The organism is Lysinibacillus capsici (assembly GCF_003367505.1).
GTDB classification, from domain to species: domain Bacteria; phylum Bacillota; class Bacilli; order Bacillales_A; family Planococcaceae; genus Lysinibacillus; species Lysinibacillus capsici.
On sequence record NZ_PXXX01000021.1, the window covers coordinates 14,220 to 36,007 of the forward strand.

Annotated in this window: 18 protein-coding genes, 1 riboswitch and 1 other annotated feature; of the genes, 5 read left to right on the forward strand and 13 right to left on the reverse strand. The window is 38.6% G+C overall.

Annotated features, from left to right (window positions below; all coding sequences use genetic code 11):
• Positions 1-27: 27 nt before the first annotated feature.
• Positions 28-1,209, forward strand: a complete 1,182-nt coding sequence (locus C7B89_RS19105) for a NupC/NupG family nucleoside CNT transporter (RefSeq protein ID WP_048391105.1) — start codon at positions 28-30, stop codon at positions 1,207-1,209.
• 133 nt (positions 1,210-1,342) lie between these two features.
• Here the strand turns inward: C7B89_RS19105 and leuS are convergent, their stop codons facing one another.
• The 4 genes from leuS to C7B89_RS19125 form a co-directional block, all read right to left on the reverse strand.
• Entirely contained in the window at positions 1,343-3,760 is a 2,418-nt protein-coding gene (gene leuS, locus C7B89_RS19110) for a leucine--tRNA ligase (RefSeq protein ID WP_115674330.1), read from the reverse strand.
• Between the two features lie 86 nt (positions 3,761-3,846).
• Positions 3,847-4,057: a binding site (T-box leader), on the reverse strand.
• 65 nt (positions 4,058-4,122) lie between these two features.
• On the reverse strand, positions 4,123-5,865 hold the full coding sequence (locus C7B89_RS19115; protein ID WP_115674331.1) for a SulP family inorganic anion transporter: 1,743 nt from the start codon (positions 5,863-5,865) through the stop codon (positions 4,123-4,125).
• A 56-nt stretch (positions 5,866-5,921) separates the two neighbouring features.
• Positions 5,922-6,269 (reverse strand): ArsR/SmtB family transcription factor, encoded by a 348-nt coding sequence (locus C7B89_RS19120; protein WP_048391099.1) that lies wholly within the window; start codon positions 6,267-6,269, stop codon positions 5,922-5,924.
• A 147-nt stretch (positions 6,270-6,416) separates the two neighbouring features.
• Positions 6,417-7,595, reverse strand: a complete 1,179-nt coding sequence (locus C7B89_RS19125) for an MDR family MFS transporter (protein ID WP_048391096.1) — start codon at positions 7,593-7,595, stop codon at positions 6,417-6,419.
• Positions 7,596-7,820: 225 nt separating this feature from the next.
• On the opposite strand from C7B89_RS19125, the gene mnmL reads away from it, so the two are divergent.
• Both mnmL and mnmM read left to right on the forward strand, forming a co-directional pair.
• Positions 7,821-8,777 carry a tRNA modification radical SAM protein MnmL/YtqA gene (gene mnmL / locus C7B89_RS19130; RefSeq protein ID WP_048391094.1) on the forward strand — a complete coding sequence of 319 codons (957 nt, stop codon included), beginning with the start codon at positions 7,821-7,823 and terminating at the stop codon, positions 8,775-8,777.
• Entirely contained in the window at positions 8,774-9,352 is a 579-nt protein-coding gene (gene mnmM, locus C7B89_RS19135) for a tRNA 5-(aminomethyl)-2-thiouridylate-methyltransferase MnmM (protein WP_048391092.1), read from the forward strand. The genes mnmL and mnmM overlap by 4 nt, the downstream gene beginning before the upstream one ends.
• Positions 9,353-9,413: 61 nt before the next feature.
• On the opposite strand, the gene C7B89_RS19140 is transcribed toward mnmM, so the two are convergent.
• On the reverse strand, positions 9,414-10,922 hold the full coding sequence (locus C7B89_RS19140) for an alanine/glycine:cation symporter family protein (protein WP_048391090.1): 1,509 nt from the start codon (positions 10,920-10,922) through the stop codon (positions 9,414-9,416).
• A 126-nt stretch (positions 10,923-11,048) separates the two neighbouring features.
• Entirely contained in the window at positions 11,049-11,855 is an 807-nt protein-coding gene (locus C7B89_RS19145; RefSeq protein ID WP_054549914.1) for an alpha/beta hydrolase, read from the reverse strand.
• A 133-nt stretch (positions 11,856-11,988) separates the two neighbouring features.
• Between C7B89_RS19145 and C7B89_RS19150 the strand changes: the two genes are divergently transcribed.
• On the forward strand, positions 11,989-12,501 hold the full coding sequence (locus C7B89_RS19150) for a gamma carbonic anhydrase (protein ID WP_016994472.1): 513 nt from the start codon (positions 11,989-11,991) through the stop codon (positions 12,499-12,501).
• Positions 12,502-12,680: 179 nt separating this feature from the next.
• Here the strand turns inward: C7B89_RS19150 and metK are convergent, their stop codons facing one another.
• Positions 12,681-13,877 carry a methionine adenosyltransferase gene (gene metK, locus C7B89_RS19155; protein WP_004225981.1) on the reverse strand — a complete coding sequence of 399 codons (1,197 nt, stop codon included), beginning with the start codon at positions 13,875-13,877 and terminating at the stop codon, positions 12,681-12,683.
• Positions 13,878-14,135: 258 nt separating this feature from the next.
• Positions 14,136-14,254: riboswitch (SAM riboswitch) on the reverse strand.
• Between the two features lie 389 nt (positions 14,255-14,643).
• On the opposite strand from metK, the gene pckA reads away from it, so the two are divergent.
• Positions 14,644-16,230, forward strand: coding sequence for a phosphoenolpyruvate carboxykinase (ATP) (pckA, locus tag C7B89_RS19160; RefSeq protein ID WP_066038097.1), 1,587 nt, complete (start codon positions 14,644-14,646; stop codon positions 16,228-16,230).
• Between the two features lie 65 nt (positions 16,231-16,295).
• Here pckA and C7B89_RS19165 read toward each other — a convergent pair whose 3' ends face one another.
• From C7B89_RS19165 to C7B89_RS19190, 6 genes are all read right to left on the reverse strand, one after another.
• Positions 16,296-17,072, reverse strand: coding sequence for an alpha/beta hydrolase family protein (locus C7B89_RS19165; protein ID WP_048391082.1), 777 nt, complete (start codon positions 17,070-17,072; stop codon positions 16,296-16,298).
• On the reverse strand, positions 17,056-17,523 hold the full coding sequence (locus C7B89_RS19170; RefSeq protein WP_054549912.1) for an NUDIX domain-containing protein: 468 nt from the start codon (positions 17,521-17,523) through the stop codon (positions 17,056-17,058). Before C7B89_RS19170 ends, C7B89_RS19165 begins: the two co-directional genes overlap by 17 nt.
• Before the next feature lie 202 nt (positions 17,524-17,725).
• Positions 17,726-18,649, reverse strand: a complete 924-nt coding sequence (locus C7B89_RS19175) for an aminopeptidase (protein ID WP_048391078.1) — start codon at positions 18,647-18,649, stop codon at positions 17,726-17,728.
• Between the two features lie 11 nt (positions 18,650-18,660).
• Entirely contained in the window at positions 18,661-19,422 is a 762-nt protein-coding gene (locus C7B89_RS19180) for an IclR family transcriptional regulator (protein WP_004225962.1), read from the reverse strand.
• Between the two features lie 134 nt (positions 19,423-19,556).
• Positions 19,557-20,825, reverse strand: a complete 1,269-nt coding sequence (locus tag C7B89_RS19185; protein WP_048391075.1) for a M20 family metallopeptidase — start codon at positions 20,823-20,825, stop codon at positions 19,557-19,559.
• On the reverse strand, positions 20,818-21,771 hold the full coding sequence (locus C7B89_RS19190; RefSeq protein WP_048391073.1) for a DUF1177 domain-containing protein: 954 nt from the start codon (positions 21,769-21,771) through the stop codon (positions 20,818-20,820). The genes C7B89_RS19185 and C7B89_RS19190 overlap by 8 nt, the downstream gene beginning before the upstream one ends.
• Positions 21,772-21,788 lie beyond the last annotated feature (17 nt).

Consider the following 21,788-nt stretch of genomic DNA (forward strand, 5'->3'; position numbering starts at 1 on the left):
ATATCACAGATACTTATGGAGGAACTTATGAGATACTTAATATCCTTTTGTGGATTGTTACTAGTTTTTGCCTTAGCTTTATTAATGAGTAAAAACAAAAAAGAAATAAAATATAAATATATAGTGATTATGTTGATCATCCAATTTTTATTGGCAGCTTTACTACTTAATACAACGGTCGGCTATGTGCTAATCAAAGGAATCACCAAAGTGTTTGATCACTTATTGTCCTATGCAAATGCAGGTATATCCTTTGTTTTTGGTGGCTTAGCAAATGAAGGCGAATCACCCTTCTTTTTAACAGTTTTATTACCGATCGTCTTTATATCTGTTCTGATTGGGATCTTGCAGCATTTTAAAATTCTTCCTTTTCTGATGAAATGGGTAGGTTTATTTTTAAGTAAAGTAAGTGGCATGGGGAAATTGGAATCCTATAATGCTGTTGCTTCCGCTATGGTAGGTCAATCCGAAGTGTTCATAACTGTTAAAAAGCAATTAGATAAGATTGCACCACAACGTATGTATACATTATGCGCTTCTGCTATGTCGACTGTTTCGATGTCAGTAGTTGGAGCTTATATGACGATGATTGAGCCAAAGTATGTTGTTACGGCCATTGTATTAAACCTGTTTGGTGGATTTATTATTGTTTCCATCATTAATCCATATACTGTGGATGAAAAAGAAGATATCTTAACAATTGAAGATGAACAGAAGCAAGCGTTCTTTCAAATGATTGGCGAATATATTATGGATGGCTTTAAAGTAGCCATCATTGTTGGGGCAATGCTTATTGGTTTCGTAGCATTAATGGATTTAATCAATTCATTATTCGATATGATTATCGGTATATCTTTCCAAGAAATATTAGGCTATATCTTTGCGCCAATCGCTTTCCTAATGGGTATCCCATGGGCAGATGCTGTGGCTGCTGGCGGTATTATGGCAACCAAATTAGTAACAAACGAATTTGTTGCTATGATTAACCTTGGCGATGTTGCTGAGTCCATGAGTGAACGTACATTAGGTATTATTTCTGTATTCCTCGTATCTTTTGCCAACTTTTCATCGATCGGGATTATTTCGGGAGCTGTAAAAGGTTTGAATGAAAGGCAAGGGAATGTCGTTGCTCGATTTGGACTAAAGTTGTTGTACGGTGCTACACTCGTAAGTATCCTAACAGCTATTATTGTGGGATTGATTATTTAATTGTATCAGGAGCTATTTATTGAATTGCACTCAGTTAGATGGATGCAGTCCTTATTTTACTGCTTAAGCTCTAAATTAAAAAATGTACATTACTAAAATTGAATTTAGTAATGTACATTTTTACTTTATCTCTTTATTTTACGACAATATTGACAAGTTTGCCTGGAATAACGATGATTTTCACTAAGCTCTTTCCTGCCATGTATTCTTGAACCTTTTCATCGGCAAGTGCTACTTTTTCAATATCCTCTTTTGAAGCATCTTTTGCTACGACGATCTTAGCACGAACTTTACCAGCAACTTGTACAGCAATTTCTACTTCATCATCCACAAGCTTTGCTTCATCATATGTTGGCCATTGCTCATATGAAAGAGTTGAATCGTGTCCTAATAGTTGCCATAGTTCTTCTGCAATATGTGGAGCGATTGGAGCTAGCATTTTCACAAAGCCTTCAGCATAAGTCGTTGGAATCACATCAGCTTTATAGCAATCATTAATAAAGACCATCATTTGTGAAATAGCTGTGTTAAAGCGGATGCCTTCATAATCCTCTGTCACTTTTTTCACTGTTTGGTGGTATGATTTTTCAAGTGATTGCTCGTTAGACACTTGAATTTTTGCTGAAATTGCGCCATCTTCTTCACTGACAAATAGACGCCAGATACGGTCTAAGAAGCGACGTGCTCCATCTAAACCATTTGTAGACCATGCAACAGAAGCCTCTAGTGGGCCCATGAACATTTCATATAAACGTAATGTATCGGCACCATGTGACGTAATGATTTCATCCGGGTTGACAACATTGCCCTTAGATTTAGACATTTTCTCGTTACCTTCACCTAGAATCATTCCCTGGTTAAATAATTTTTGGAATGGCTCTTTTGTATGAACAACACCTAAATCATAGAGAACTTTATGCCAGAAGCGAGCGTATAGTAAATGTAATACAGCATGCTCCGCACCACCAATATAAATATCAACAGGTAACCAACGTTTTAGTAACTCTGGGTCTGCAATCGCCTCTGTATTTGTAGGGTCGATATAGCGTAGGAAGTACCAGCTCGAACCTGCCCACTGCGGCATTGTATTTGTTTCACGACGTCCTTTTTTACCTGTCTCTGGATCGACAACATTTACCCATTCTTCAATATTTGCTAATGGTGATTCACCAGTACCTGATGGACGGATATTATCTGTTTTTGGTAGCATTAAAGGTAATTCTGATTCTGGAACTGGCGTAATCGTGCCATCTTCCCAATGAATCATTGGAATTGGTTCACCCCAATAACGCTGACGGGAGAATAACCAGTCACGTAGACGATAAGAAATTTTCTTCTCCCCTACACCTTTTTCCGCTAACCATTCAATGGCTTTCGCAATGCCATCTGCTTTATTTAAGCCATTCAGGAATTCAGAGTTAATATGTTGACCATCACCTGTAAATGCTTCTTTGCTAATGTCTCCACCTTCAAGTACAGGAACGATGTCTAAGCCAAATTCAGTTGCGAATTCATAGTCACGTTCATCATGTGCTGGCACCGCCATAATAGCACCTGTACCATAAGACACTAACACATAGTCAGCAATCCAAATCGGCACTTTTTTACCGTTAATCGGATTCACTGCATAAGCACCTGTAAATACACCTGTTTTTTCTTTCGCTAAATCTGTACGCTCTAGGTCGGATTTCATTTTAACTTTCTCTAAATAAGCCTCAACAGCTTGGCGTTGGTCAGCTGTTGTAATTTGTTCCACTAATTTATGCTCTGGTGCAAGCACACAGTATGTAGCACCAAACAATGTATCAGGACGTGTTGTGAAAACTGTGAAGTTTTGATCAGAACCGTCAATGGCAAATGTCACTTCTGCCCCTTCTGAACGGCCAATCCAATTGCGTTGCATATCTTTAATAGATTCAGGCCAATCAACTTCTTCTAAGTCATCGATTAAACGATCAGCATAGGCTGTAATTTTAAGCATCCACTGCTTCATTGGTCTGCGTTCTACTGGATGACCACCACGCTCTGATTTCCCATCAATTACTTCTTCGTTAGCTAATACCGTGCCAAGTGCTGGACACCAGTTAACAGCTACTTCATCCACATAAGCTAAACCTTTCTTATAAAGCTGGATAAAAATCCATTGTGTCCATTTATAATACTCTGGATCAGTTGTGTTAATTTCGCGATCCCAATCATAGCTGAAGCCTAGCTCTTGAATTTGACGTTTAAATGTCGCAATATTTTTAGCTGTAAATTCAGCTGGATCATTCCCTGTATCAAGTGCATATTGCTCAGCTGGTAAACCAAAAGCATCCCAGCCCATTGGATGAAGTACATTATAGCCTTGCATACGTTTAAAGCGTGATAGAATATCAGTTGCCGTATATCCCTCTGGATGGCCTACATGTAGTCCTGCGCCAGATGGATAAGGGAACATATCTAAAGCAAAGAATTTAGGCTTCGCTGTTTCATTTTCAGTTTTAAATGTTTTGTTATCAGCCCAATATTGCTGCCACTTTTTTTCAATTTGTTCATGATTAAAACTCATTTTTTTTCCTCCTTCGATTGATCGTGCTGCTCTCCATCATAATTGACAAAATATTTAAAAAATAAAAAAACTCGCCCCTTTCTTATAGAAGGGACGAGAGAATTTGTACTCCCGCGGTACCACCCAAATTAGTGATTACACTCGGCTCAAGCTTCCTTAACGCGGAAGAAACGACACACGCTGTTTCACGCGGGCAGACTCAGAAGGCGAGTTCAACTTGCATTCTTACTAGCTCCCACCAACCGCTAGCTCTCTAAAAAGAACCACAAATCTACTATTCCTCATCACAGTCTTTACATGATATTGCATTTATTCTAATGGAAAGTATTGAAAAGCACAAGCCTTTGTTTACAGCTTACCCATTACTGAACAATTAAATCCTTTTCTTCCTTAGACTTTGATAAATCCTGACATTCATGAAAAGCAAAGTGCTGACAACCAATACATTGATTGACGTTTAAATAATGGAAAGCTTTTGTAATCGCTTCTCCAGTATGCTGAAAAAAATGCTGCGCGCCTATTTTATCGTAAAGTCCATTGTGCTGAAGAGCATCCTTTAAATCTCCTTGCACACCCGTTACCAAAATAGTACCGCCCTGTGCTGTATAATTTTCAATGATATTACTAAAATATGCTTCTCCAGTAGAATCCATAAAGGGCACTTTCCCCATCCGTAATATCAAAACTCTTGGTTGCTGATGCAAAGTACTTTCAATCGTTTGTTCAAACATTTGTGCAGCACCAAAAAACAACGGCCCTTCAATTGTGTACATACTAATTTGCGGGCAATCATGCTGCTGATGCACTACATGTGGCTGTACCTTTTCACTTTTATTTGAATGATCTGGAAGTACTTTTGTAACAACAAGCTTTTCACTCATGCGTTTTGCAAATAATAGCACAGCCAGCACAAGCCCTACCTCAACTGCTAATGTAAGACTAGTGAATACCGTTAATAAAAAGGTAATCAATAATACCAGTGAGTCGCCTGATTTTAATTTTGCGATATGTGAAAAATGATGTCGTTCACTCATATTCCAAGCTACGACCATCAATACCGGAGCCATGCTTGCTAACGGAATATGAGATGCATATGGAGCTAATAACAATAATGTGATTAAAACAAACACACCATGAATGATACCAGACATAGGAGATACTGCGCCTGTTTTGATATTGGTCGCTGTACGTGCAATGGCGCCTGTTGCTGGAATACCACCGAATAAAGGCGTCACAATATTAGCAATCCCCTGACCGATTAACTCACGATTACTGTTATGCTTACTATTTGTCATCCCATCCGCCACAACTGCCGATAATAGAGACTCAATACCACCTAGCATTGCAATGACAAACGCTGGGCCAATAAGTTGTTGTAATCGTTCGAGCGTGATGTTCGGTAAGGCGAAATGAGGTAATGTATTAGGAATTTGACCATAAGCCGTTGCAATGGTAGCAACTTGTCCTGAAAAGAAGAAAGTTGCCATAAGTGTAGAAACAACGATACCCGCTAATGCTCCTGGAACCTTTGGAAAAAACTTTGGAGTTATCATTATTGTCGCCAAGCATACGACAGCAGTAAGAATACTATACGTATTTGTCGTACCAAGCTGCTTAATGATTTCCTGTATGTTGGCGATAAAATATTCATGCCTTTTAACATTTGTGAGCCCTAGAAAGTTAGCGATTTGACCTGTAAAAATAATCACTGCTATCCCTGCTGTAAAACCAACTGTTACAGGACGTGGAATAAACTTAATTAAAGTCCCTAACTTAAAAAAGCCCATGACACAAAGCAATACCCCTGCCATTAAACCCGCAAGTAATAAATCTTCATAGCCATAGGTAAGAACAATCCCCAATAGAATTGGCACAAACGCCCCCGTAGGCCCACCTATTTGATATTTAGAACCTCCAAAGAGAGAAATAAGAATACCTGCAATGCAAGCCGTATAAATCCCATATTCAGGTTTCACACCCGATGCTATGGCAAAGGACATGGCAAGTGGAATAGCAACGATTCCCACAATAACCCCTGACAATAAATCCTTCTTTACATGTTGAACTGAATACCCTTCAAAGCGTCCTGTAAACAGTGACTTCATAGATAAATCTTCCCTTCGAAATAATAAGCAAAGCCCAATTTTTCATCATCATTGATTTACTTATTCTCTTCGTCACCTTCATTACTTGTCATTTCCTCTAATCTCGAAATGGTATTAACCAAATGGTTATTAAAAATATCCTTTGCCACCCCAAGTAATGCACCAATCATTGGGTCACTTAAAGAATAATAAACTTTTTTTCCTTCCTTCACGCCATAAACAATATTTTTAGCACGCAATACACTTAATTGCTGAGAAACGGCAGAACCCTCTTTCTCTAAGCAATCTTGAATCTCATTGACACTTTTCTGTCCATCTACAAGGAGTTCAAGTATTCTGATGCGTAACGGATGTGCTAATGCTTTGAAAAAATCCGCTTTAAACTGTTGTAAGCCCTCGTCCATAAAAAATCCCTCCATATAACTACATATTCAAATATTTGAATATGTATGATTGTAATCCTGTTACAACATTTTTTCAATATCTACTATTAAAAAAAGAACAAAAACAAGTGCTTAACACTCGTTTTTGCTCTTTTCAGTGCGACATTATTAATCTGCTACTATTTTGTTCTTCTTTAAAGGATAATCGTATGTTAAACATGGAATAATCGCCAATAGTACGATGACCACCAATGTTAAAACGAGAGGAATCATGCCAAATTGATCTACCATAATACCACCAAATAGTGGACCAATCATCCGTCCTCCAGTAGCAGCACTATTGATAATCCCTTGATAGAATCCTTGACGACCTTTTGGTGCCAGTTGATTAGCAATCGTTGGTAATGCAGGCGTATAAAACATTTCACCAAATGTTAAGACAAGCATCGCTGCTCCAAACATTTTAAAATCGTTTGCAAAGGCAATAATACCAAAGGAAAGTGCAATCAGCGTTACACCAAATACTAACTGACGCTTTAAATTGTGTTCCCACCGCTTTACGAGCGGTGCAATGAGTGGTTGCCCAATGACAATTAGAAGACCGTTGATTGTCCAAAGTAAGCTATATTGCTTTAATCCCAATCCTAAATCTTGTGTATAAGATGAAATGGTTGCACTCCATTGAGAATATGCTAGCCAGCATAAAACGGAGGATGCACTAATTATTAACAAAGCATAGAAAGGTGCCTTGTTTACGATTCGCTTACTTTCGCTCAAGACATTTTTAGGTGCAATACTGCCCGCCTCCAAACGCTTAAATGTAAATAAGGCAATGAAAAAGAATAAAATATACATACCTAAATTCACTTTAAACACATAGTCAAATTGATAATCTGCCACTATACCGGCAAGGGCAGGACCTACGGCAACACCGACATTTTGTGCTAAATAGATAGTATTAAAAGCCTTACGTCCACCTTCTGGCCAGGCAGCCCCAGCTAAGGCAAACATACCTGGGAAAACAATGCCCCCACTAAAGCCTAGTATCGTTAAAAACCACACATAATGTGGCCAACCATGCCAAATTGTTAAGCCAATTAATGAAGCAATCGTTAAAAGGATACCAAGCATAATAGCTTTATAGCCACCAATTCTATCAAATAAGTAACCACCTAATAGATTACCTAATACTCCAGCAGCAGAATTCAGCATTAAGACAAAACCAGCCATAGCTAAAGATTTGCCTAAATAATCATGCATATAAATGGCATTCAAAGGCCATAAAAAAGAGTTGCCTGTTGTGTTCACAAGCATTCCGATAATTAAAAACCAAACACGTTTTGGCATAGGATGACCTCCATTATTTCGCTTCTCTAAATAGTTAGTGTATGCTGAAATACTTAAAAGTACAAGGAAAATAATTTTACCTTTTTTACAAGACTTCTATCCTATTTTCAATCGTATTTAGTTTTGTTCCTTTCCATTTTTCTTTATCCAAATCATGATATTACCCTTACCCCATGACGGAACGAAATGCACATGATAGAATAGAGCGTTAGAGGAGTGAAATAAATGACAGAGACGAATTTTCCTTTTCCTTCAGAGGGGAAAAGATACTATACATGGAATCGCTATTTACGTGACCAATTTGGTCATAAAGTATTTAAAGTGGCATTAGATGCAGGATTTGATTGCCCTAACCGCGACGGCACAGTTGCTTTCGGTGGCTGTACATTTTGCAGTGCTGCAGGTTCTGGTGATTTTGCTGGTAATAAGGTAGATCCAATTGATGTTCAATTTGCTGAAATCCGAGACAAAATGCACCAGAAATGGAAGGATGGCAAATACATGGCCTATTTCCAAGCCTACACAAATACACATGCCCCTTTGCCAGTTTTAAAAGAAAAATTTGAAGCAGCTTTAGCGCAAGAAGGTGTAGTAGGTCTTTCTATTGCTACTCGTCCTGACTGTTTACCCGATGATGTTGTCGAATATTTAGCAGAGCTAAATGAGCGGACGTATTTATGGATTGAGCTCGGTCTACAAACGGTGCATGAGAAAACGGCTAATCTTATTAATCGTGCCCATGATTATGCAACGTATGTGGAAGGCGTTGAAAAATTGCGTAAGCATGGCATTCGTGTTTGCTCACATATCATTAACGGATTGCCTCTCGAAGACTATGACATGATGATGGAAACGGCACGAGCAGTTGCACAATTAGATGTCCAAGGCATTAAAATCCACTTACTTCATCTATTAAAAGGAACGCCTATGGTGAAGCAATATGAAAAAGGTATGCTAGAATTTTTAGATCAAGATGTATATACAAAACTAGTAGCAGACCAATTAGAAATTTTACCACCAGAGATGGTCATTCATCGTATTACAGGTGATGGACCGATTGATTTAATGATTGGACCCATGTGGAGTGTAAATAAATGGGAAGTACTGAATGGCATTGATGCTGAGCTTGAACGTCGTGGTAGTTGGCAAGGGAAGTTGTATAAGGCAGAGGTTATGAAATGATACTACAACGCGTTTTACAATATGCCCAGCAGTTATTAAAAGATAATATAAAAGAGGGAGATACAGTTGTTGATGCAACTGCTGGAAACGGCCATGACACATTGTTTCTGGCACAGCTTGTTGGGGATGAAGGGCAAGTTTATGCCTTTGATGTCCAAAAAGAGGCGGTTGACGCGACACTCCTCCGACTTTTAGATCATGGTTTAGAACATCGAGCACTCGTTTTAAATAAAGGGCATGAAGAAGTTACACAGTTTGTACACAAGCCAGTAACTGCGGCAATCTTCAATCTCGGCTATTTACCTGGTAGCAACCATGATATTATTACAAGACCTAATACAACAATCCAAGCCATTGAGAATATATTAAAGCTCTTAAAAGTGGGCGGTTTGATTGTTCTTGTTATTTATCATGGTCATCCAGGTGGAAAAGAAGAGCGTGATAAGGTCATTGATTATGTAAGCCAACTGCCACAAAAATATGTTCATGTCTTAAAATATGCATTTCTGAATCAACAAAATGATCCACCCTTCGTCATTGCATTAGAGAAAATGAAAGAACATCCTATTCAATGATTACATGCTAAAAGGCGATCAGCTAGTTTCTATCAAACTAGCTGATCGCCTTGCTCGTTATCTACTTGTTATTGCGTTTTTCATTATAGTCAACCCAGAAATCTGCACCTTTAATTCCTAGTTTACGAGGATCAAAGACTGGGTCTTTTCCTTCTTTTTTCTGTTTCTCGTAATCTTTTAATGCGACAATAGCTGGTTTCATGATAATTAAAATAGCTATAACGTTAATCCAAACCATCAAACCAAGACCTACATCTCCCATTGCCCATGCTAGACCAGACGTACGGATTGTACCATAAAAGGCTGCAACTAAAATGGCAATTTTCGCAATCCAAATGAATACCTTTTCTGTGCTACCTCTAAATAAGTAAGCGACATTTGTCTCTGCAATATAGTAGTAAGCCATGATTGTTGTAAAGGCAAAGAAGAATAACGCAATGGCTACAAATGGAGCACCAAAGCCAGGTAATGATGAGTCAACTGCATATTGTGTGTAGGCTGCACCTGCTTCAATACTTTTAGCAAAAGTCATTTGCTCATCGCCTGCTAATCCACCACTATTAAATTCTCCAATATGGATAAATGGATCTGCTCCCTCAGCTGCCTTTTCATCTTGTACATTGTACATACCTGTAAATAAAATCATAAATGCCGTAGCAGAACAAATTAATAATGTATCAATATAAACAGACGCCGCTTGTACAATTCCTTGCTTAGCAGGATGTGATACTTCCGCAGCTGCCGCAGGGTGAGCACCAGTTCCTTGACCAGCCTCATTAGAGTAAATTCCACGTTTAACACCCCAAGCAATCGCTGAACCAATAATGCCTCCAAAAATTTCTTGAGCCCCAAATGCACTAGAAAAAATTAATCCGATAACCGTTGGTACTTGTGAAATATTCATAAAAATAATGATAATGGCCATAATGATATAGGCTAATGCCATAAACGGTACAATAATCTGGGCAGCATTTGCGATTGATTTAACACCCCCGATGATAATAGCACCTAATAAAACAACAATAATAAGTCCTGTGATCCATGTTTCCAAACCGAAAGCGTTTTCAACAGCACCTGCGATGGCATTCGACTGCACACCAGGCATCAAAATTAACATTGCTATTAAAGCCGCCACAGCAAAAATAACTGCAAACCATTTTTGGCCCATTCCTTTTTCTATGTAAAAGGCCGGTCCACCACGATATTCTGTATCTTTCTCTTCTTTATAGATTTGAGCTAATGTTGACTCTACATACGCGGTAGCCGCACCTATGAAAGCGATTGCCCACATCCAAAAGACAGCACCAGGTCCTCCCATTCCAATCGCTGTCGCAGTACCAGCAATATTACCTGTACCTACACGTCCTGATAATGCGATAGACATTGCTTGGAATGAAGATATTCCCTTTTCTGACTTCTCCCCTTTAAACATTAAAACAAACATATCTTTAATGTGCCTTACTTGTAGGAACCTTGTAATAATTGAGAAAAATAACCCAATTAATAAGATGCCATAAATAAACCATGGTCCCCATAAAATACCATTCAACTTCTCTACAATTACATCCATTTTACCCCTCCAATTTGAATTACCTTACTTTAAGTCATTATAGTATTACACTTTTCTGAAAATTACAATATTATTTTTAAGTAACAATATTTAAGTAAGTAACCTAGTAAATGGAAGGGTATAAACCTATTTAATTATATAACCAATTCTTCGAAGAGCATTATTAATAAAATCTCGTATATACATAAAAATCTCTTCGCGCTCTCCCTCATGAAATAAATTATGATAACAATTTGCCCATTCTTTAAACTGAAATTCCGTGAATTCCTGTTGATGAAGCCAATTTCGAGTTTGGCGAGTGTCCGTAATTTTATCCTTCTCAGCTGTCATAATTAGCATAGGCATATTAGGCATTTCACCTTTAGGCAGCATCACTAAATTTTTCATCATCTGCTGAAGTTCTCGATACCATTTCACAGAAACTACAGACATGAGCGGTACATCATCTTTCATTTCTTCTCTGCCTTCAACACTACGCGTTAATTTCTCTAATGTAATATCATGTGTCAATTTAACATTGGCCGTTAACGCACTTAGACTTGTTAAAGCATTTGTTAATTTACCTGGTAATAGCTTTAGTTGCAACCAAGGTGATGTTAAAATAATGCCTGCACATTCATATTGTCTCTTTTGCAGTGTATGGAGGATTAATGTTGCACCTAGTCCATGCCCTATTACAAAGGTTGGTAAATTATATGAAAAAGCATTTTCAATCAGGTTTCTTGTATACTTATTGTACAATTTGAAGTCTTCATCATGGACTCGAGCAAACCTTGCATTACCCCCATGATTCGGTAAATCTCCCATGACTATGTGGAAGCCTTCTAATCTTAATTTCTCTATCAGCCATGCATACCAACGGTGATTTTCATAAGCACCATGAAGAATAGCAATCACAGCTTTTGCTTGTCCATCAGCTTCCCATTTCCACATTACATAGTCCTCCTAAAAAATAATTACACTTTGATTATATCGAAATAAATAGCACATTTTAATTTTATATTTCCATAAAGTTGCGTATTTGATACGATAATACTACATTATAGAAAGAAAAGAGGCGATTTTCATGATTTATCCATTTAAAGATAAAACGCCAAAGATCGATCCGTCTGTTTTCATTGCTGATTACGCAACTGTTACGGGCGACGTAACAATTGGCGCCGAAACAACCATTTGGTTTAATACGGTTATTCGTGGTGATGTTTCCCCAACGATTATTGGTAAACGTGTCAGTATCCAGGATCTTTGCTGTTTACACCAAAGCCCAAAATATCCGCTCATTATTGAAGATGAGGTAACAGTTGGACACCAAGTCACTTTACATAGTTGTACAATTCGCAAAAATGCCTTAATCGGTATGGGATCCATTATTTTAGACGGAGCTGAGATTGGAGAAGGTGCATTTATTGGAGCTGGAAGCCTAGTACCTCCTGGTAAAGTCATTCCTCCAAATAGTTTAGCATTAGGTCGTCCAGCAAAAGTTGTCCGAGAATTAAATGCTGAAGATAAAGAGGATATGGAACGCATCGTACGAGAATACGCAGAAAAAGGTCAATATTATAAATCACTTCAGAAATAAATAACCTACACAAAAAATCAATACTAACGAAAAAATCCCTCGCGTTTTCGTGTACCGAATATGTTCACGAATCCTAGCGAGGTATTTTTGTAAAAAAAACAAAAGGAGCAATGTTGCCCCTTTGCTTATTAATACATCAGAATAATTTTCTAATGACTTCATTACTTTAGTTCAATAGTTTATAAACGTGCTTTTTCTCGTAGCGCGTCTGCTTTATCAATTTGCTCCCATGGTACATTTAAATCTGTACGACCAAAATGTCCATACGCAGCAGTTTGTTTATAAATTGGACGACGAAGATCAAGCATTTTAATGATACCTGCTGGGCGTAAATCGAATAGCTCGCGTACCCATTCAACGATCTCGCTTTCTTTCACTCTACCTGTGCCAAATGTATCGACAGCAATGGAAACAGGCTGAGCAACGCCAATCGCATAGGCAAGTTGCACTTCAGCACGCTCTGCTAATCCAGCTGCTACAATGTTTTTCGCTACATAACGTGCTGCATATGCCGCCGAACGGTCTACCTTGGTTGCATCCTTACCTGAGAAGGCACCACCACCGTGACGTGCATAACCACCGTATGTATCAACAATGATTTTACGTCCTGTTAATCCAGCATCACCTTTTGGCCCACCAATTACAAAACGGCCAGTTGGATTGATGAAGTATTTCGTATTAGCATCTAATAATTCACTCGGTACAACTGGTGCAATAACAAATTCTTTTAAATCTGCTTGAATTTGTTCAAGTGTTGCTTCTTCATCATGCTGTGTTGAAATAACAATTGTATCCACGCGAACCGGTACATTATTGTCATCATATTCAATCGTTACTTGCGTTTTACCATCAGGACGTAAATAGGCAAGTTCACCTGATTTACGTACTTCTGTTAAACGGCGTGCTAATTTGTGTGCCAAGCTAATTGGTAATGGCATTAGCTCTGGTGTTTCATTACATGCATAGCCAAACATTAAGCCTTGGTCACCAGCACCAATCGCTTCTATATCAGCATCTGTCATAGAGCCTTCACGTGCCTCTAATGCCTGATCAACACCTTGAGCAATATCAGGTGATTGTTCGCCAATTGCCACAAGCACCGCTAAGTTCTCAGCATCAAAGCCATATTTACCTCGTGTATAGCCAATTTCAGCTACAGTGTCACGAACAATACCTTTAATATCCACATAAGTAGAAGTAGTAATTTCTCCTGCTACTAATACTAATCCTGTTGTTACAGTTGTTTCACACGCTACACGTGCATTTGGATCTTCTGCTAAAATAGCATCTAAAATGGCATCCGAGATTTGGTCACAAATCTTATCTGGATGTCCTTCTGTTACACTCTCTGATGTAAACAGTCGACGGTTTGTCATTTGGTTTTCCTCCTAAATACTCTTACAATAAGTAGTTGTGTATGAATACGGTACTCATTACCCATGTCAAGTCCGCTCCTAAGGATTGAACTCTCAAGCCGTTACTGCTGCTTTTAACACGAGGATTTCGAAAGATCCGTCATTATAATAAGGAAAGAACTACATATACTTACCTTTACATTGATTTTTAGCAATAAAAAAATCCTTTTCTCACGTTACTTTACATGAGGAAAGGAATAATGACTGCGTAACCTTTCACTCTTATCGTTCAAGGGATGTTCCCTTGCATCAGGTTGGCACCAACGCATGTCGTGAAATAGTTCATGCAGGTTGCCGGGTTTCACAGGGCCTGACCCTCCACCAGCTCGGGATAAGAGTATCCGTTCAATCTCATGTTACTGAAAAGGTCGAACGTTGTCAAATATTTTCTTATGTATTACTGTATAGAAAGGAAAGAACTTATTACACAAAAACTTTTCATACTTGGATGATGATGTAAATAGAAGCAAATTAATCCCTACAACATACCTAGCTACTTGTGGTAACATATGTGTGGCTCAATTTTCGTGCCTAATTACAGTAGGATTGATGGTATTCTACTCGAAAAACATTATTTTTTGTCAGTTTATTGAAAAGTGGTAAAAACTCTAAAATAATTTCTTAATTAGTATAGATTATTTAAGCAATTGTGTTATACTATTTTTGAAATTAAGAAAAAATCCCTCTAAATCAAGGGAATACTATAAAAAAGGATGGTATTTAATCGATGAATTCAGTAGAAATTGCAAACGAACTGAAGGAATTATTAAACGGCGGTAACATTAATGTTCAACTTTCAGTACCACAATTAGCAGAAAAAGCTACATCTCGTGGTGAAGCAATGTTAACAGTAGATGGCGCAGTTCGTGCAGAAACTGGCAAATACACTGGTCGTTCACCTAAAGATAAATATACGGTAGAAGAAGAAAGCACAAAAGATCAAATTGACTGGGGTAAAGTCAACCAACCGATTTCTTCTGAAGTGTTCGATAACCTATATGTAAAAGTAATAAAATATTTAAAAGAACGTGACGAGTTATTCGTATTCAAAGGCTTTGCAGGTGCTGACAAAGACTCACAATTAAGCATTCAAGTTATCAATGAATACGCATGGCACAATCTTTTTGCTCATCAATTATTTATCCGTCCAACAGCAGATGAATTAGCTTCTCATGTTGCTGACTTCACTGTCATCTCAGCTCCTAACTTTAAAGCAGATCCTGCGGTTGATGGTACTGCTTCTGAAACATTCATCATCGTATCACTTGAAAAGAAAATTATTTTAATTGGTGGTACAGAATATGCTGGTGAAATGAAAAAATCTATCTTTGGTATCATGAACTACTTATTACCACAACAAGGTATTCTTTCAATGCACTGCTCAGCAAACGTTGGTGAAGCTGGCGATGTAGCGTTATTCTTCGGTCTATCTGGTACTGGTAAAACGACGTTATCAGCTGATCCTGATCGTAAGCTAATCGGTGACGATGAACACGGTTGGTCTGATAATGGTGTATTCAATATTGAGGGTGGCTGCTATGCAAAAACAATCAACCTTTCTGCTGAAAAAGAACCAGAAATCTACAATGCAATCCGCTTCGGCTCTGTATTAGAAAACGTAGCTGTTGATCCAGAAACTCGTATTTGTGACTATGATGATGGTTCACTAACAGAAAATACACGTGTAGCTTATCCAATCCAATACATCGAAAATATCGTTGATCCTTCTGTTGCAGGTCATCCAAAAACAATCATCTTCCTAACAGCTGATGCATTTGGCGTGTTACCTCCAATCAGTAAATTAACAAAAGAACAAGCGATGTATCACTTCCTAAGCGGGTTCACTTCTAAACTTGCTGGAACTGAACGTGGTGTGACTGAGCCAGAACCAGTATTCTCTACTTGCTTCGGGTCTCCATTCCTTCCACTTCCTGCAACAGTATACGCAGAAATGTTAGGACAAAAAATTGACGAGCACGGTGCACAGGTATACTTAGTAAACACTGGTTGGACTGGTGGCGAATATGGCACAGGTAGCCGTATGAAACTATCTTACACACGTACAATGGTCCGTGCAGCAATCGATGGTAAATTAGCAGATGTTGAAACAACACAAGATGCTGTGTTTGGTTTACACATTCCAACAGCGGTTGAAGGTGTACCTTCAGAAGTATTAAACCCTCGTGAAGCATGGGCAGATAAAGCTGCATACGATGCAAAAGCTGCTGAGCTTGCAGGCTTATTCAACGAAAACTTCAAGAAATTCTCAAACGTTTCTGAAGCCATCACTACACTTGGTGGTCCATTAAAATAACGTCTATATAAAAGACAAAGGGAACGAATAAATTGTTCCCTTTGTCTTTTTGTTTTCTCTATGCTTTATTGTTGTTTCATCCACTTGCAAAGAGCACGGACAGTTTCACGATTTTTTGCTGGTGGATATTGATGTGCATAGTTAAGATCATACCAAGTTTCGAATGATTTATTTGCTTCCTCTAAAAAAAATGCCAATTGTCTGGCATGTTCAATATCCACATTTTCATCACGATAGCCATGAATGATAAGAACGGGAGCTGTTATACGCTCTATCTCAAAAAGAGGTGTTCTTGCATCATACGCTTCTGGCACACGATTAGGTGTTCCTCCAATAACGCGCTTCATCATTCTGCGCATATCTGTACGTTCCCAATAAGTGGCCGTTGCATCAGAAACACCTGCCCATGTTACAACAGAAGTAATATCCCTTCTTAAAATAGCTGTCCACAGAGCCATAATACCACCTCGTGAAAAACCAAAAACATGGATATTGTCATTGCAGAATTGTTTGAGTACATCTACGGCATAGACCGCATCGTAACGGTCTGCCCCTGCAAACTCGTCACGCCCCTCTCCCCCACGATTCCCACGATAATATGGGGCAAATACGATAAAGCCCTGCGCCGCAAATTGTGCAATACGAGAGGGTCTTACCATCCCTATGCTTTGCATGCCGCCTCTTAAATATAAAAAGCCATCATATGTACCTTCAGTCTTTGGCTCTGCTAATAGTCCTTTTATACGTAAGCCCTGTGAAAGATAGGTTATTTCCGTTAAACGGATAGCTGGATTTGGTGAAGGATAGGGGCGTTTTTCGATAATATCACCATTGTGTGTCACGATGTTTCAGCTCCTCCAGCATTTTCTTCATCCCCTCATCCTTCATGTGAAAACTCAAGTTAGGATGCTGAGCAAATTCTTCATCAGTTAACCAAAGCATGCCTGACGTTTCTAAATCAAATTCTATATCCTCTTGCGCCAAAAATTGTGCAGTGAAAACGGATTTACAAAAAACGATTTCATCATACACTGCATACTCTGCAAACCATTGAAGATTTTTCACATGAACACCCGTCTCTTCAAAAACTTCTCGAATCGCCGCCTCCTCTAAGGTTTCCCCTTCTTCTAATTTCCCTCCTGGCACTTCTACACCACGTCGTTTATGGACAGTACATAACCATTTATTTTCATGCTTTAAAAGGACAAGGACGTGTTTAGGTTCTACTTTAAATTCGCCTCTTGTAAAACTCAAATCTACTTGTAGGCCATGTAAATCTGTAAATGTTAACATCTCTTCAACCTCACGTTCTTTCTTGTTGCAAAACAAAAGTTACTTTCTTTATCATTACTTCTATTTTATGGACGGAATTTAATCATCATTCCTATTCCTATCTATATTAACTATATTGTAAACCTACAATGACAAGCAACCCTAAGCTACAGTCTTGTAAAGCATGAAAAAAAGCGTGCTTCATAGGAAGACACGCTTTTCTTTAGATTACTTGCTGACCGTCAAAATAGACGATAGGACTTTTCACAACACAATCAATATGAACATCTGACGCATTGGCTCCACCAAATGGCGCATTACTGCCAAAAGCGATATGGATGGTCCCATACACCTTCTCATCCTCTAATACATTGCCACATAGGATAGCACTTTTATTGGCTCCGATGCCAAACTCTGCAATGACTCTACCATTGCCTTCACCAAGTAATGCCAGTAGTCGTGGACCATCAGGACCGATTGCTTCTTCTAAGCGACCATTCTTTATTTTTAATAATAATGGCTCCTTTAAGACACCAATATTAGCAATAGAGCCATCTACTAATATCTCTCCATTCGCAGATGTTTCTATTGGTGCAATATACGATTCTCCTGAAGGAATATTCCCGTACTCACCAGGTTGACGAATAACCCCTGTGGACCGAATTCCGAAACGGCCGTCTACACTAAACGTCAGCTCATGACCATCCTTGACAATACGAATATCTTTTGTCGTATTAAGTAAAAGGACATATTTTTCTACCGTAGCTTCGATCTCCTGTGCATCTGCATGAAGGGCACCTTGCTCCAGCATCTCCAATGTTACCCCTGGCATTGTTGCTACACGTCCACCCTTTTCACAGGCATGTTTACGAGCCAGTGTATGTGTTAGGGAGTGGGAGGTAATACACAGTGTAACATCGGCATTTGCCATAAGCTCAGAAACTGCATGGATTGGCTCCTGCCCAGATTTCTCTAACAGGGGCATCACCATGAACATTGTATTTGCAGTAATTGACAGTCCAGCTTCATAAAAAATTTTCGCGATGTCTTGTTTGTGGCTATCTGTCAAAATTAATAGTGACTCAGAAGATTGAACATTTAAATTGCCTTTTAAAACATTTAGTGCAATATCATGTAAATGATGCATAATAGGGCTCCTTAATTAAAATTCAAATGATATCTACGAATAATTCCTTCTATTTCATTTCTAGCTTCCGTTAAAGGTCCCAAAAAATCAGGAACACGTTGCTCTGTAAAACGATAAATTGGTCCAGAAACGGTAATAGACGCTACGACCTGTTCCTCACTATTAAATATAGGCATTGCTAGCGCCAATACATCGACCGAATACTCACTGTTACTAAGTGCATAGCCACATGTTCTAATTTTTTCTAGCTCTGCCCTTATTTCTGTGGCATCTGTCATCGTATTATTTGTATAAGCTGTTAATGGTTCATCTATGACCTTTGCAATTTGCTCTTCATTTAAAAAAGCAAGCATTGAACGGTAAGATGCTCCTACATACAGTGGCGATCTACTTCCTCTTGAAACTGTAAACTTCACCTTATTTACAGGCTCTGCTTTCAGTAATGTTAACGCTTCCAGTCCATTCAGTACGGTAAAAATAGCTGTTTCACCAGTGACATCCTTTAATTTCTCAAGAACTGGCATACATAGCTGATCTATGTTTAATGAATCATACATATTCATACCTATTTCCCATAATGCAATACCAAGAGAATATTTTTTTGTTATAGGATCTTTTGTTATAAACCCATTATTTTCGAAGGTTTCAAGAATGCGATATAAATTTGTATGATTCATGTTCATCGCCAGTGCTAACTCTCGACCACCCCATGTGGGCTTTTCCTTTGTAAACATTTTTAAAACCGCAATTGATAAATTTAATGTCTTTAGCATATCTCTCATCCTTCTGAACTATTTATCTGTACAAACGGCTGCAAATCTCTCTCTTAAGGGGGAAATAATCGACAGATTTAGCAGCCGTCAGCACCTGATATCACTTTATCAAAAGTAAGAGAGTAGCTAATCTCTTACTTTTGATATAGGAAATCAACAGCAGCAGTTATATAAACTTTTGCACAGCGTACGATATCCTCAACACGCACTTTTTCATTATAACCATGAATACTTGGTAAATAAGCTGGGCCGTATTGCAATACAGGAATATCATATTGTCTGAAATGACGAGCGTCACTGCTTGCCCATTGCATGACACCATATGCCTCTTGCCCTGTAACATATGATATATTTTCCACTATCGATTGGCATACAGGATTTTCAGCAGGCGTATAATTGGCTACGCTTTTAAAGCCAAAACGTTGGATTGAATAATCAATAGCCAAGCCATCTAGTTTAGTTGTCAAGATTTCTGTTACTTCTTCTTGTGTAATACCAAATGGTAAACGACAATCGACCTGAACCTTACAGTAATCTGGGATTACGTTTGACTTCGTACCTCCCTCAATTGTACCAATATTTACAGTAATTTTCTCTAAAACTTCTTGATATTTCAAGCGATCTTTCTCCACTTCACGCATGTATTTTTTTGATACCTCGATAAGTGGCTGTACCTCTTCAGGAATTGTGATTTCTACATCCCATAGTGTACGAATCTCTTGTATAGCTCGGATTGCATCAACAATGGCATTTCGTCCAGCCAATGGTGATAGGCTTCCATGACCAGGTTCCCCACGCACCTCTAATTCAAACCAGTAAGAGCCCTTTTGTCCAATAGTTGGGTTTAAAGGTGAAGAGGGCTCAGCGATTAAACAACCATCTCCCTGCACATAGCCTCGCTCTAACAGCCAAGGAACACCAAATTCACCGCCAGTTTCTTCATCTGGTACGATCGCCAAAGTTAATTTCCCTGGTAGTTCAATGTTCAGTTTCTTTAATAACTTTGTTGCAAAAATAATACCTGCTAAACCGGCTTTCATATCACTCGCCCCACGTCCAAGCATCCAGCCATCCTTCACTTCTCCTGAAAATGGATCAAAATCCCATTTTGATAGATCACCGACAGGAACAACATCGGTATGGCCACAATAAACGAGTTCTTTTCCTTCCCCATTTCCAATAGAAGCTACTAAATTAAACATTTTATCAGCAGCTTCATATTTTTGATAAGTAATGCCTACATCATTTAAATAGTTTTCGATAAAAGCTGTTATTTCAGTCGTATCCCCTGGAGGATTGACACTTGGGATTTGAATGAGCTTTGAACAAAACGCTATCAATTCATCTTGATGATTTTCAACTGCCTCTACTAATTGAGCTTTAAGTGCTTGTAAATCATTCATGTGTGTGTACCTCGTTTCCTTTCGTTTGTAAATGACTCATGCTACCATATAAGCCTTTCATATGTGTAAATTGTGTTTCATCAAAGAAAGAGCATTTATTAGCACCGTAAGTTTTTGCTACCTCTAACACAAATCGCACAACATTTTCTACATCTGTGACATGGGTTGCACCTGTTGCACAGCCTGCCACAACAGATTCAGTTGTAATCGCTACACCTACAACAGGGCTAGATGTTGCAACTGCTGGTTGTAAAATACTATTGATATGGAATAAACCATTACCATAGGGTGTAATGTCTTGCATCGTGATTGGCAGGACAACTGGAGAAATGCCAGCAGATTGTGTATATACGTGCAATAAATCATCACTAATTTTTAATATGTAACCTTCTTTGACAGTTGGCGTTATCGCAAATCCTTTATGGTTACATACTTGATTGCCTTTTGTTGTATCAATTGATAGAATAGCATCCATTGTATCTTCTACTTCATTTTCGTTCATGACACTAATATCCACTGGCGAGTTCATAAATGGCACTGGCTCATGTGGTAAGGTTGGAGCTGTTGGACAAATATGTGTGGAGAATATAACGTCACCCTCTAATTGATCACCCTTTAAGGCCATATCAATAGCTTTTGCTGCTCCTGCCAGACATGCCAGTGCGCCGTCTCCATCTGATACAAAGCCTGTCATTTCAGGGCGTGCTCCGATACCACCTAATCGTCCAATAATTCCTAATGTAGGTGCATTTCCGCCAGAGGATTTGCCATTCTTTCCTTTCACGAGGACGCGAACAAAATCTGTTGAGCCGCTTTCGCCTTGAATAGTTTTTACCTTGACATCTGCTGTGGAATCAATATTGTGTAAATACTTCTTAATCGTGTCTCCGTTTACATAAATACTATCCATTACCTCGTATAATTCAATAACATGCTTCAATGACATAATCAGTCCGCTCCTTT

Bases quoted from the DNA above. Each gene is read 5' to 3' on its own strand.
- C7B89_RS19105 (WP_048391105.1), top strand. From the start codon at position 28: ATGAGATACTTAATATCCTTTTGTGGATTGTTACTAGTTTTTGCCTTA.
- leuS (WP_115674330.1), bottom strand. From the start codon at position 3,760: ATGAGTTTTAATCATGAACAAATTGAAAAAAAGTGGCAGCAATATTGG.
- C7B89_RS19115 (WP_115674331.1), bottom strand. From the start codon at position 5,865: ATGAAGTCACTGTTTACAGGACGCTTTGAAGGGTATTCAGTTCAACAT.
- C7B89_RS19120 (WP_048391099.1), bottom strand. From the start codon at position 6,269: ATGGACGAGGGCTTACAACAGTTTAAAGCGGATTTTTTCAAAGCATTA.
- C7B89_RS19125 (WP_048391096.1), bottom strand. From the start codon at position 7,595: ATGCCAAAACGTGTTTGGTTTTTAATTATCGGAATGCTTGTGAACACA.
- mnmL (WP_048391094.1), top strand. From the start codon at position 7,821: ATGACAGAGACGAATTTTCCTTTTCCTTCAGAGGGGAAAAGATACTAT.
- mnmM (WP_048391092.1), top strand. From the start codon at position 8,774: ATGATACTACAACGCGTTTTACAATATGCCCAGCAGTTATTAAAAGAT.
- C7B89_RS19140 (WP_048391090.1), bottom strand. From the start codon at position 10,922: ATGGATGTAATTGTAGAGAAGTTGAATGGTATTTTATGGGGACCATGG.
- C7B89_RS19145 (WP_054549914.1), bottom strand. From the start codon at position 11,855: ATGTGGAAATGGGAAGCTGATGGACAAGCAAAAGCTGTGATTGCTATT.
- C7B89_RS19150 (WP_016994472.1), top strand. From the start codon at position 11,989: ATGATTTATCCATTTAAAGATAAAACGCCAAAGATCGATCCGTCTGTT.
- metK (WP_004225981.1), bottom strand. From the start codon at position 13,877: ATGACAAACCGTCGACTGTTTACATCAGAGAGTGTAACAGAAGGACAT.
- pckA (WP_066038097.1), top strand. From the start codon at position 14,644: ATGAATTCAGTAGAAATTGCAAACGAACTGAAGGAATTATTAAACGGC.
- C7B89_RS19170 (WP_054549912.1), bottom strand. From the start codon at position 17,523: ATGTTAACATTTACAGATTTACATGGCCTACAAGTAGATTTGAGTTTT.
- C7B89_RS19175 (WP_048391078.1), bottom strand. From the start codon at position 18,649: ATGCATCATTTACATGATATTGCACTAAATGTTTTAAAAGGCAATTTA.
- C7B89_RS19180 (WP_004225962.1), bottom strand. From the start codon at position 19,422: ATGCTAAAGACATTAAATTTATCAATTGCGGTTTTAAAAATGTTTACA.
- C7B89_RS19185 (WP_048391075.1), bottom strand. From the start codon at position 20,825: ATGAATGATTTACAAGCACTTAAAGCTCAATTAGTAGAGGCAGTTGAA.
- C7B89_RS19190 (WP_048391073.1), bottom strand. From the start codon at position 21,771: ATGTCATTGAAGCATGTTATTGAATTATACGAGGTAATGGATAGTATT.